This is a genomic window from Sphingomonas sp. RS6 (assembly GCF_054489705.1).
Genome location: NZ_JBTMWM010000001.1, coordinates 111,856 through 124,360, shown reverse-complemented (window position 1 = coordinate 124,360; position 12,505 = coordinate 111,856). Strand labels below are relative to the sequence as shown.

General features: G+C 67.3%; 9 protein-coding genes. 4 read left to right on the top strand and 5 right to left on the bottom strand.

Annotated elements, in window-relative coordinates; translation table 11 throughout:
- Positions 1-42: 42 nt before the first annotated feature.
- Complete coding sequence (locus ACX40Y_RS00675; protein WP_459117603.1) at positions 43-1,728, top strand: hypothetical protein; 1,686 nt, start codon at positions 43-45, stop codon at positions 1,726-1,728.
- Positions 1,729-1,734: 6 nt separating this feature from the next.
- Here ACX40Y_RS00675 and ACX40Y_RS00670 read toward each other — a convergent pair whose 3' ends face one another.
- Genes ACX40Y_RS00670 through ACX40Y_RS00655 form a run of 4 tightly spaced genes read right to left on the bottom strand, consistent with a single transcriptional unit; the run spans position 1,735 to position 6,235 of the window.
- Complete coding sequence (locus tag ACX40Y_RS00670) at positions 1,735-2,889, bottom strand: GNAT family N-acetyltransferase (RefSeq protein ID WP_459117602.1); 1,155 nt, start codon at positions 2,887-2,889, stop codon at positions 1,735-1,737.
- Between the two features lie 39 nt (positions 2,890-2,928).
- Positions 2,929-4,215 (bottom strand): mechanosensitive ion channel family protein, encoded by a 1,287-nt coding sequence (locus ACX40Y_RS00665; protein WP_459117601.1) that lies wholly within the window; start codon positions 4,213-4,215, stop codon positions 2,929-2,931.
- Positions 4,212-5,405, bottom strand: a complete 1,194-nt coding sequence (gene metC, locus ACX40Y_RS00660; RefSeq protein ID WP_459117600.1) for a cystathionine beta-lyase — start codon at positions 5,403-5,405, stop codon at positions 4,212-4,214. The genes ACX40Y_RS00665 and metC overlap by 4 nt, the downstream gene beginning before the upstream one ends.
- Positions 5,402-6,235, bottom strand: a complete 834-nt coding sequence (locus ACX40Y_RS00655) for a sulfurtransferase (RefSeq protein WP_459117599.1) — start codon at positions 6,233-6,235, stop codon at positions 5,402-5,404. The genes metC and ACX40Y_RS00655 overlap by 4 nt, the downstream gene beginning before the upstream one ends.
- A 53-nt stretch (positions 6,236-6,288) precedes the next feature.
- Between ACX40Y_RS00655 and queF the strand changes: the two genes are divergently transcribed.
- From queF to ACX40Y_RS00640, 3 genes are all read left to right on the top strand, one after another.
- A complete protein-coding gene (queF, locus tag ACX40Y_RS00650; RefSeq protein ID WP_459117598.1) occupies positions 6,289-6,735 on the top strand; it encodes a preQ(1) synthase in 447 nt (148 codons plus the stop codon).
- Positions 6,736-6,875: 140 nt separating this feature from the next.
- Positions 6,876-9,146, top strand: coding sequence for a glycosyltransferase family 4 protein (locus tag ACX40Y_RS00645; RefSeq protein WP_459117597.1), 2,271 nt, complete (start codon positions 6,876-6,878; stop codon positions 9,144-9,146).
- Between the two features lie 52 nt (positions 9,147-9,198).
- On the top strand, positions 9,199-10,482 hold the full coding sequence (locus ACX40Y_RS00640) for a glycoside hydrolase family 130 protein (protein WP_459117596.1): 1,284 nt from the start codon (positions 9,199-9,201) through the stop codon (positions 10,480-10,482).
- Between the two features lie 54 nt (positions 10,483-10,536).
- On the opposite strand, the gene ACX40Y_RS00635 is transcribed toward ACX40Y_RS00640, so the two are convergent.
- A complete protein-coding gene (locus ACX40Y_RS00635; RefSeq protein ID WP_459117595.1) occupies positions 10,537-12,486 on the bottom strand; it encodes an OPT family oligopeptide transporter in 1,950 nt (649 codons plus the stop codon).
- Between the last annotated feature and the right edge of the window lie 19 nt (positions 12,487-12,505).

The window sequence follows — 12,505 nt, the reverse complement described above, 5'->3', positions numbered from 1 at the left end:
AAGCGCTTGTGCGAAGCGGCGCTCGCGCACTAAAGCGTCGCGATGGACAAGGGCGAGACGCTGCATTGGTGGCAGACACGGTGGTTCGTACTTTTCGCTACGCTGGTGGCCACCGTGCCGCTGTGGTGGCCCGATATCCCGCCGCTGGTCGACCTGCCGGGCCATATGGGGCGGTATCGCGTCCAGCTGACCTATGATTCGGTGCCGTGGCTGCGCGAATGGTATGACTTTCGCTGGCAGCTGATGGGCAATCTGGGGGTCGACCTGGCGGTCATCCCCTTGTCCAAGATCTTCGGGCTCGAACTGGCGGTCAAGCTGATCGTCATCACCATCCCGGCGACGACGGTGGCGGGATTCCTGTTCATCGCGCGTGAGGTGCATGGCCGTATCCCGGCGACCGCGCTGTTCGCGCTGCCGCTCGCCTATGCCTTCCCGTTCCATTTCGGCTTCGTCAACTTCGCCTTTTCGATGGGGCTGGCGATGCTGGCGTTCGGCTGGTGGCTGCGGCTGGGGCGGTTGGGCAAGTTCGGCTTCCGATCGATGGTGTTCGTGCCGGTTTCGGTGCTGATTTGGATCGCGCACACTTTCGGCTGGGGCGTGCTGGGCGTGCTCGCCTTTTCCGCCGAGCTGATCCGCCAGCATGATCTGCGCCGCAACCGCGCGCTGCCGTGGTATCGCGACATCAAGGATGGCTGGATCGCGCCCTGTTTCTTCGCCGGCATCCAGTGCCTGGTGCTGGCGCTGCCGGCGGTGCTGATGCTGATCTGGCGCGGCGGCGACCATGTATCGGGCCAGACGTTCGACTGGTTCAACTGGCGCGCCAAGGTGCTGTGGGTGACGCAGGTGTTCCGCGACCGCTGGCAGCTGTTCGACCTGGCGAGCGTCGGCGTGCTGTTTCTGCTCACGCTGAAGGCGGTGCGCGACCCCAATATCCAATATTCGCGCAATCTGGCGCTGTCGGCGCTGTGCCTGCTGGTCGTCTATATCTTCCTGCCGCGCGTGGTGTTCGGATCGGCCTATGCCGACATGCGGCTGGTGCCGTTCCTGATCGCGATCGCGATCCTGGCGATCCGGCCCAAGCCCGGCCTGTCGATGCGCGGGGCGAGCGTGGTGGCGATACTGGGCCTCAGCTTCTTCCTGATCCGCATCGGCGCGACCACGGCGAGCTTCTACCTCTACGACCGGGCCTATGACCGCGAGCTCAAGGCGCTCGATCACCTGCCGGTCGGCGCGCGCCTCGTCAGCTTCGTCGGTGAGACCTGCTACAATGAGTGGCGGATGACGCGGCTCCAGCACGTCCCCGCGCTCGCGCTCGAACGCAAGCTCGCCTATACCAACGATCAATGGTCGATGCCGGGCGGCCAGTTGCTGACCGTGCGATACCGTGCCGCGCGGCGCTTTGCCCATGATCCGTCCGAACTCGTCACCAGCGTCCAGTGCCCGCGCGAATGGTGGCGCCCGATCGCACGCAGCCTGGCGCTGTTCCCGCGCGACGCGTTCGACTATGTCTGGCTGCTGCGCCCGCCGCCCTATGATCCGCGCTACGAGCAGGGGCTGATCCCGGTCTGGCGCGACGGGACGAGCGCGCTGTTCCGTGTCGATCACAGCGTGCCGCCGCCGGACCTCGGCCCGGCCGACCTGCCGGTGCCGAAGCCGGAGGCTGTGCTGATCCGCGAGGCCGAACTGGCGGGCGAGATCCCCGGCAACGGCACCGCGCCCCCGCCCTGATCGCAGTCAGCCGCCGCGACGGAACGGCGTGAGTTCGCCGAGGAAGGTCTGTTCGCGCTCGATCGCCTCGCGCTCGCGCACGAGGAAATCGGCGACGGCGCGCCGAAAGCCGGGATCGGGCAGGTAATGCGCCGACCAGGTGGTCACCGGCTCATAGCCGCGCGCCAGCTTGTGCTCGCCCTGCGCGCCGGCCTCCACCCGCGCCAGCCCGCGCACGATCGCGGCGTCGATCGCCTGATAATAGCAAAGCTCGAAATGGAGGAACGGCACGTCCTCCACGCAACCCCAATAGCGGCCGTACAGCGCATCGCCGCCGATCAGGTTGAGCGCACCGGCGATCGGGCGGCCGTCGCGCTCCGCGAGGATCAGCAGCACGCGGTCCGCCATCGTCTCGCCCAGCAGCGAGAAGAAGGATCGCGTCAGATAGGGCTGGCCCCATTTGCGACTGCCGGTATCCTGATAAAAGGCCCAGAAGGCGTCCCAATGCGCCTCGGTCAGGTCGCGCCCGCTCAGATGGCGGATCGTGAGGCCCTCCACTGCGGCGGCACGCTCCTTGCGGATCGCCTTGCGCTTGCGGCTGGCGAGCGCTGCCAGGAAATCCTCGGTCGTCGCATAGCCGCGATTGTGCCAGTGGAACTGCGTGCCGGTGCGGATCAGCCAGCCCGCCGCCTCGAACAGCGGCACCTGCGCCTCGTCGATGAAGGTGGCGTGCGCCGAGGACAGCCGGTTCTGCTCGGTCACCGCCTCGATCGCGGCGATCAGCCCAGGTGCGCGCGCCGCATCACGCAGCAGCAGCCGGGGGCCGGGGACGGGGCTGAACGGCACCGCCGCCTGCAGCTTGGGGTAATAGCGCCCGCCGGCGCGCTCCCAGGCATCGGCCCAGGCGTGATCGAACACATATTCGCCCTGGCTGTGGCTCTTGGCGTAAACCGGGGCGATCGCGGCGGGCACCCCATCGGCATCGTCGACGATGATCGGCAGCGGCTGCCAGCCGCGCTCGACCGTTGCCGAGCCGGACGTCTCGAGGATCGAGAGGAAGGCATGGCTGAGGAACGGATTGCCCGCGCCGGCGCAGGCATCCCATTGCGCCGCGGGAATCGAGGCGACGCCGGCGGCGATCCGGGCGGTCACGGGTTCGGCAGGATCAGAGGCGGTTCGCACGCCACAAAAGATAATGCGCGCAGGCGCCGCCGCCAGCCCCTATTGCGGTGCGGCGGGCGATGGCCAGTCGCGGACGTGAACGTCGCGCTGCGGGAGCGGGATTTCGATGCCATGTTCCTTGAACAGCCACCACAGCCGGTTGAGCACGTCGCTGCGCACATTGCCCACGCCGCTTTCGGGATCGCTGATCCAGGCGAGGATTTCGTGATCGACCGAGCTGTCGCCGAATGCCGCCAGCCAGACATTGGGCGGCGGGCTATCCAGCACGCGCGGGCTTTCGCGCGCGGCGCGCAGCATCAGTTCCTGCGCGAGCTTGAGGTCGCAGCCATAGGAGACGCCCACCGGAATCCGCACGCGCACGTTGCGATCGGTGTAGGACCAGTTCTCCACTTCCTGCGTCATCAGATTCTCGTTCGGAATCAGATGTTCCTTGCCGTCGCGGGTGATGACCGAGACGGCGCGGACGCCGATTTTGTTGACCCAGCCGAAGCTGTCGCCGACGACGATCACGTCGCCCGGCTTGATCGAGCGATCCATCAGCAGGATGATGCCGGCGATAAGATTGCCCACGGTCTTTTGCAGGCCGAAGCCCACCGCCAGTCCCAGCGCGCCCGAAAACACCGCGAAGGTCGTCAGGTTGATCTGCAAAAGATCGATCCCGAAGAAAAAGGCGGCGACGATGATCGCGATCCCGGCCAACTTCTCGAACAGCAGCTTCTGCGTCGCATCGAGCCCGCTGGTGCGCCGGATGAACTGCGCCATGAAGCGGTTGGCCAGCCGCACAACCGTGTAGATGATGATCACCGTGACCGCGACGGTGAGCAGCGACAGCAGCGAGAAGCGACGGCTGCCGACGTCGAAGCCGATTCGCGACAAGAAGGTCTGGATAACCTCCAGCCCGCCGAGCGAATGGCTGAGGATCGACGAGAAGACGAACAGCGCCATCAGCCAGGTGGCCATTCGCGGCAGCCTGGCCCCGCGCAGCACCTCGGAAACGGCGATCGCGGTCGCCGCGCCGAGCATGATGCCGATCAGTAGTGCTGCGGGGTGCTGCCAGGGCCAGGCATTCTCGGCAATGGCGAGGAGGATCGCGGTGGTGCCATAGCGAATGATGCGGCACAGCCGCGGCCGCATGCCGTCCGCCTGGTGGCCAAGGTGCCGCTCCCACAGTCCTGCGGCGCGGCTGCCGAGTTGACGATCGGCGAGAATGCCCAGCGCAATCGCGGCGGCGATAATCGCACCGGCGACTGCAGCTTCGATCAGTTCGCCCGTATGCGGCAGCGTGATGCCCTGCATCGCCAGCCAGTCGGAGGCGGCACCGATCATGTGCGAGCCGCCGCGAACCGCGCCAGGCCGGCTTCCAGATCGGCGATCAGGTCGTCCGGGTCTTCCAGCCCGATCTGGAGCCGTACCGCCGGCCCCTCCGCCTGCCAGGTCGTCGCGCTGCGGTGGCGTTGCGGGTCGATCGGGATGGCCAGGCTTTCATAGCCGCCCCAGCTATAGCCGATGCCGAAATGGGCGAGCCCGTCGATCAGCGCCGATCGGGCGGCATCGTCGCCGCCGGCGAGGACGAAGCTGAACAGGCCCGACGATCCACGAAAATCGCGCAGGAACACCTCGTGTCCCGGACAGTCGGGGAGCGCCGGGTGCAGCACGCGCGCGACTTCCGGGCGCGTCTTGAGCCAGCGGGCGATGCGCAGCGCGCTGTCGCCATGCTGCCGCAGCCGCACCGCCATCGTCCGCAGCCCGCGCGATCCGAGCCATGCGTCGTCGGGGCTGGCGCATTGGCCCAGCTGATAGCTGGTGGCGCGCAGCCGTTGATATTGTCCCTGCGCCGCCGTCACCGATCCGAGCATCACGTCCGAATGCCCGACGACATATTTGGTGCAGGCGAGGATCGTATAGTCGATGCCGAGCTGGATTGCGGGGAACAGCAAAGGCGTCGCCCAGGTGTTGTCGAGCAGCGTGGTGATGCCGCGCGCCTTCGCCACGCCGACGATCGCGGGCACGTCCTGCACCTCGAAGGTCAGGCTGCCGGGGTTCTCAAGGAAGATGGCGCGGGTGCGTTCGCCGCACAGCGCGTCGATGCCGGCGCCGATCAGCGGGTCATAATAGCGCGTGGCGATGCCCAGCCGCCTGAGCAGCCCGTCGGCAAAGCCGCGCGTCGGATCATAGGCGCTGTCGGGCACCAGCAACTCGTCGCCCGGCGAGAGCACAGCGAGCAACGCGCTGGTGATCGCCGCGACGCCCGAGGGGTAGAGCAAGGTCGCCTCGGCGCCGGGCTCCAGTTCGGTCAGGGCATCGGCGAGCGACCATTGGGTGGGCGTGCCGCGCCGGCCATAGAACAGCTTGTGATGCGTGTCCGCCGCGCCGCGCGCGCGCAGCTCGGCCACCGACTCATACAGGATCGTCGAGGCGCGCCAGACGGGCGGATTGACGATGCCGTTGGTCCATTCGGGCCGGCGGCCGGCGGTGACGACGCGGGTGGCGTCCTTTTCGTCCGTGCGGTCGCTCATGCGGCACCCAGCCGCTTTTCGGTATCGGGCTGCGCCCCCCATTCGGTCCAGCTGCCGTCATAGAGTGCCGCTTCATGGCCGAGCAGATGGGCGGCAAAGACGATCACCGCAGCGGTGATCCCCGATCCGCAGGTGGCGACCATCGGGCGGGCAGGGTCCACCCCCGCATCCTCGAACACGGCACGGATCGCCTCCGGGCTCTTCCAATGCCCCTCGGCGTCGAAGAAACGACCATAGGGAATGTTCTTCGCGCCCGGCATATGGCCGGCGGCACATTCTGGGCGTGGATCGGGCTCCTTGCCGGTGAAGCGAGCGGCCGAGCGGGCATCGACGATCTGCTCGCGGGTGGTGCGCATCTCGTCGAGCGTGCGCTTCCGCGCGAGCGGCGCCCCAGCGGCGAAGGGCGCCGGCGATGCCCGGTGCGGGCCGGTCTCGATCGGCCGTCCCTCGGCGCGCCAGTGCTGCATGTTGCCGTCGAGGATCGCGGCGCGCACGCCGAACATCCGCAGCACCCACCAGGCGCGGCAGGCGGTGTGATGCGGGCTGTTGTCATACAGGACGATCCGCGCGTCGGGCGTGATACCCAGCGTGGCCATCCGCGCCTCGAACACCGCGCGCGGCGGCAGCATCGAGGGAAGGGGATCGTCGCCATCGACGAGCGTATCGAGATCGAGCAGGCGTGCGCCGGGCACATGCCCCGCGACGAAGCCGGCGCGCGGGTCCAGCCGCTCGGCGCCGGGGATCGTCGAGGTATAGGTGGCATCCAGCACCACCAGATTGTCTGAGCCCAGCTGTCCCGCCAGCCATTCGGTCGTGATCAATCCGTCCATAGGGGCGGTCCTACCGCTATGGAAACCGCACGGCAAACGCCTACATGGCGCGCATGGACGCCAAGCATCTCGGAAAACAATCCGCCCTGCCCGCAACGCCGGAGGAAGCGGAGCTCGACTATGTGCCCAATCCCCGGCCGGGCACGCGCTATCTGGTGCGGTTCGCCGCGCCCGAATTCACCTCGCTCTGCCCGATCACCGGCGCGCCCGATTTCGCGCATCTGGTGATCGATTATGTGCCGGGCGAGCGCATCGTCGAATCGAAGTCGCTCAAGCTGTTTCTCGGTAGCTTCCGCAATCACGGCGCCTTCCACGAGGATTGCACCGTTGGCATCGGCGAGCGACTGTTCCGCGAGATGGCGCCGGTATGGCTGCGGATCGGTGGTTACTGGTATCCGCGCGGCGGGATTCCGATCGACGTGTTCTGGCAATCGGGCAAGCCGCCCGAGGATGTCTGGATCCCCGATCAGGGCGTGCCCGGCTACCGCGGCCGAGGCTGAACGCCAGATTTACAAGGCGGGTTAACGGGTATATCGTTTCGCAATGCAGCATTGCTGCAACTATATCAAAAATTGGGAGTTTAGAAGGACTAAGGCGCCAATTTCGGCCCGAGTCGAAATTGCAGGAGCGAAAGGTCAACATGGCACGGTCTCAGAGTCAGCCAGTGATTCGGCATCTTGCCCTGATCGGCAACTTTCTGCCGCGCAAATGCGGGATCGCGACGTTTACCACTGACGTCTATTCGGCCCTGGTCGATCGCTATCCGGGCATCCAGGTGGATGTCTATGCGATGGACGATCGCCCCGGCCATTATGCCTATCCGCCGCAGGTGACGCGCGCGATCGCCCAGAACGATCGCGGCGACTATCTCGAAGCCGCCCGGGCGATCGAGGCGAGCGGCGCGGAGGCGCTGTGGATCCAGCACGAATATGGCATTTTCGGCGGTGCCGCCGGCGAAATGCTGCTCGCGCTGACCGACCGGATCTCGATCCCGATCTTCGTCACGCTCCACACCGTGCTCGAACATCCCAGCGCCGACGAGCGGCGGGTGATGGAGGCGCTGCTGCGGCGCGCGTCCAGGCTGATGGTGATGGCGGATCGTGGCGCCGATATTCTGAAGCGCGTCCACGGCGTCGAGCCGGGCAAGATCGTCAACATTCCCCACGGCGTGCCCGATCGGCCGCTGGCCGATACCGCGCAGTTCAAGCCCGCCTTTGGCTGGGATGGGCGCGACGTGATCCTGACCTTCGGCCTGCTCGCGCCGAACAAGGGGATCGAGGCGGTGATCGAGGCGATGCCCGCCGTCGTCGCCGACAATCCCGAAGCGTTGTACGTTGTGCTCGGCGCGACGCATCCCAATCTCGTTCTCCACGAAGGCGAGGTCTATCGCGATCGGCTCAAGGCGCAGGTCCGTGCGCTGGGGATCGAGGGCCATGTCCAGTTCGTCGACCGTTTCGTCGAGCAAGACGAACTGCTCGATTATCTTCAGGCGGCCGATCTTTATGTAACGCCCTATCTGAACCCGGCGCAGATCACGTCGGGCACGCTGTCCTACGCGGTCAGCATGGGCAAGCCGGTGATCTCCACCCCCTATATCCACGCGACCGAGATTCTCGACCAAGGACACGGCATCCTCGTCGATTTCGGCGACAGCGCGGCGATCGGCAGCGCCATCAACGTGCTGCTGGCGGACGATTCGGAGCGCAACGCGCTGGCGGAGCGCGCCTATGCGCGCGGCCGGACGATGCTGTGGCCGCGACTCGCCGAGCGGGCGGTGGCCGAACTCGATGCGATCCGCGGCCGCAAGCCCGCACGCATCGCGCCGTTCTCGAACGAACTGCCGCGCCTGGCGCCCGACCTTTCGGCCGTCGAGCGGATGAGCGATTCGACCGGCATTCTTCAGCACTCGATCTTCTCGGTGCCCGATCGCCGCCACGGCTATTGCATCGACGACAATGCCCGCGCGCTGATCCTGATGTGCCGCATCGACCCGATCGACGAGGCGGTGCGCGACAAATGGACAGCGGTTTATGGCGGGTTCGTCCAGCATGCCTGGAACCCTGAAACGCGGCGGTTCCGCAATTTCATGAACTTCGATCGCAGCTGGTGCGAGGACGAGGGATCGGAGGATTCGAACGGCCGCGCGCTCTGGTCGCTCGGCGTCACGGCGCGCGATGCGCGGGCGCAGAAGCATCGCGACTGGGCATCGGTGCTGTTCGACAATACGGCGTCGATCGCGCTGGAACTCGGCAGCCCGCGGGCGCGTGCCTTCGCGATGCTGGGGATGGCGGCGATGGCGCAGGCGCATCCCGGCCATGCGCTCTCGCGCGAGACGCTGACGCGGTTCGGCGACGAGCTGACGGCATTGCTCGAACAGGCGCGCCGTCCCGAATGGCGCTGGTTCGAAATCGTGCTGGCCTATGACAATGCCCGCCTGCCCGAAGCGTTGATCCGCGCCGGCCAGGCGCTCGGGCGGCAGGACTTTGTCGAGACGGGGCTCGAGACGCTCGCCTGGATCGTCGATCGCCAGACCTCGCCCGAGGGCCGGTTCCGCGCGGTGGGCACCGAAAGCTTCGGCCGGCCCTATGCCGATCCGCTGCCGTTCGACCAGCAGCCGCTGGAGGCGCAGGCGACGATCGATGCGTGTCTGGCGGCGCATGAAGTGACCGGCGAGCAGCGCTGGGCCGACGAGGCGATCCGCGCCTATCGCTGGTATCTGGGCGCCAACGATCTCGATACTCCGCTGGCATCGGTGGCCGATGGCGGCTGTTTCGACGGGCTGATGCCCACCGGACTCAACCGCAACCAGGGGGCGGAATCGATTCTGGCGCTCCAACTGGCGAATTGCGCGATTTCGGCCCTTTCAAAGCCGACGGAAATCGTGGCAGGACCGACGCTGGCGGTCGCCTGATCTCATCCGGTCCGGCGACGCCGGAAAATGCGTGTCGCTTGCGGGGTTGCCAATGCAGGAACTGTTTCACCACCACCTCCGGTTGAGGGCCGATCCCTCGCGCGTCGTGGTGAGACCGTTCCATGTGGCCTGGGCGTCGAACGGATCGGCGCCCAGCCGGACCGAGCGGATCGTGCACGAGGTGCTTGCGCTGTCGCCCGGCGAGGCGCGGGCGCAGCTCGATCTCGTGCTTCGCGACTTCGAGGCGCGCCACTGGCAGACTCGGCGCGTGTTCATGACGCGATATGACGAGATCGAGGCGCTGCTCGGGCTCGACGGCGGCGCGATCAGCGACGAGAAGCGGCAGCTGCTCGGCGCCTATTTCTGCCATGAATATAGCTATGCCGCTGCCGCACTGATGAACCCCAGCGCGGTGCCGCATTACGACCAGAGCGGCATGCCGCAGGGCAGCCTGCGCATCCTGATGTCGCTGCGCGCGGTGGGCGAGGGGCATATCTCCTCGGTCGCGTTCCGCGAGGGCATCATCAACGACGAGAATGAGCTGGTGCTCGCGCCCGAGCCGCCCTTCGCCACCGCCGCCGATGCGCGCGAGGTGGAGGACCGGATGCCCGAGGGCCCGGTGACGGTCTATCGCCACCGCGATTCGACGCTGTCCGGCACGGTGATCTTCCCGATCACGCGCGCCCAGTCGAACGGGCTGGAGGATCTGCGCATCTGCCATTTCCACCATGACGACGGCACGCCCGAATGGATCGGCACCTATACCGCCTATAACGGCTCGGTCATCCAGTCGGAGCTGATGCGCACGCGCGACTGGCGCAGCTTCGATCTGGTGCCGATGACCGGCAGCGCCGCGCGCAACAAGGGCATGGCGCTGTTCCCGCGCACGGTGAACGGCAAATATATGATGCTCGGCCGTCAGGACGGCGAGAACATCTTTCTCCACCAGTCCGACCGCATTGACCATTGGGAGGGCGGCGAGTTGCTCATCAAGCCGCGCTTCCCGTGGGAACTGGTGCAGATGGGCAATTGCGGTCCGCCGATCGAAGTGGACGACGGCTGGCTGATCCTGACCCACGGCGTCGGGGCGATGCGTAAATACTCGATCGGCGCGGCCCTGCTCGACAAGAACGACCCGACGAAGGTGCTCGCCCGCTCGCGCGAGCCGCTGCTGACGGCCGCCGACCAGGATCGCGAGGGCTATGTCCCCAACGTCGTCTATACCTGTGGCGCGATCCGCCACGGCGACAACCTGTTCATCCCTTACGGCGTGGCGGACAGTTCGGTGGCGTTCGCCTTTGCGCCGATCGGCGCGCTGATCGCGCAGATGGAGTGATGCCGCGCCGCTGCCCCCGCCCAGTCGATCGGGCGGGGACGGCGGCGAACCGGCCTATCGCGCCTGCCGCCGGGTATAGGCGTAGAGCAGGCCGGTGAGCACCAGGAACGCGATCGTTCCGCCGGCGAGCGCATAAGGCGCGAAGTCCGGGCCGACGAGCGCCAGCGGCGCCTCGCTGCCGGTTTCATAGACCAGGCCGGCATAGAGCACGCCGAACAGGCTGTCGCCGACGATCATGCCCGTCGCCATTAGCACGCCCATCCGCTTGACGAACTCGGGATCGCGCGCACGGTCTGCCGCGCGATCATAGAACCAGCCGATCACCGCGCCCAGCACCACCGTCAGCGTGACGCCCATCGGCAGATAGATGCCGAGGCCCACGGCGAGCGGCGGCAGGCGCAGCCGCGTCTTCGACCGGGCGAGCAGTTCGTCGACCAGAATCACGCCCGCGCCGACCAGCGCGCCGATGCCGATCAGATCCCAGCGCAGATCGCCGCCGAGCACGCCCTTTGCCAGCGACGAGATCAGCGCCGCCTGGGGCGCGGGCAGCGCGTCCGCGCTCGCGCCGGGCACGCCGGCAAAGCCGAACGACGCGTTGAGCACGCTCAGCACCGGCGGGATGACGAGGCTGCCGAAGATCACGCCGAAGATCAGCGCCACCTGCTGCTTCCACGGCGTCGCACCGACCAACTGGCCGGTCTTCAGATCCTGAAGATTGTCGTTGGAGATCGTCGCCACGCCGAACACGATGCCGGTGACGATCAGCGCATAGGCGACCAGCGCCTGGGTGGTGCCGGGATCTAGATCGCGGCCGAACAGGCCCACCAGCATCAGCGCCGCCGCGACGACGGAAAGGATGCCGATGCCCGATACCGGGCTGTTCGATGCGCCGATCAGGCCCGCCATATAGCCGCACACCGATGCGATCACGAGGCCGATCACCAGCACGAACGCGAGCGAACCGGCGACGAGCAGCCCGGCCGAACCGGACAGCGGCCCGCCGGCGAGCACGCCCCTCAACAGCCAGCCGATCGGCAGCAACATGCCGATGCAGACGATCGCGACGATACCGATCGGCAGGTCGCGCTCGGTGACCGCAATGGCCGCGCCGCCGCGCGCCGCGCGCGATGCCGCCAGCGCCGATCGAATACCACCTACCACCGGGCCGATGATCTTCAGCAGCGTCCAGATCGCCGCCATGCCGATCGTGCCGGCGCCCAAGAAGCGAACGTCGCTGCGGAACACGGCGCTGGCGACTTCCTCGGCCGCGCCGGGCATCCCTGCGCTCAGGATCGGCAGCGCAATCCACCAGCCGATCGCCACGCCGACCAGAATCGCGAAGCCGACGGTCAGGCCGATCAGATGGCCGGCGCCGATCAGCGCGAACTGGAGCCCGCCGATGATGCCGGTGGCGCCCGTGCCCGCCTTGAAGAACATCGCGCCCTCCTCGGCGGCGAGCTTCAGCCGGGTGACGAGCGCGAAGCCCGCGGCGGCGAGCGCGTTGACGACGATCACCGCCAGCCCGCGCCCGCTTTCCTCGGCGCCCTCGCGGCTGCCGGCGCCGACCTGGAGCACCTCGGCGGCGGCGCGGCCTTCGGGATAGGGCAGGTCGGGTGAATCGACCACCAGCGCGCGGCGCAGCGGCACCGAGAACATCACCCCCAGGATACCGCCGAACATCGTGATCGCGGCCGTTTCCAGATAGGGAAAGCCGTTCCACCAGCCGATCATCACCAGCCCCGGCAGCACGAAGATGATCGCGGCCAGCGTGCCCGCCGCGCTCGCCACCGTCTGGACGATGTTGTTCTCGAGGATCGTCGAGCCGGGGAAGAAGCGCAGGATCGCCATCGAAATCACCGCCGCCGGGATCGACGTGGCGAAGGTGAGGCCGATCTTGAGGCCCAGATAGACATTGGCGGCGGTGAACAGCAGCGTGATCGCGCCGCCGAGCAGCACGCCGCGAAGCGTGAGTTCAAGCGGCGCGCGGGCAGGGGTGGTGGCCATGCAGGCAAAGCTCCGGATC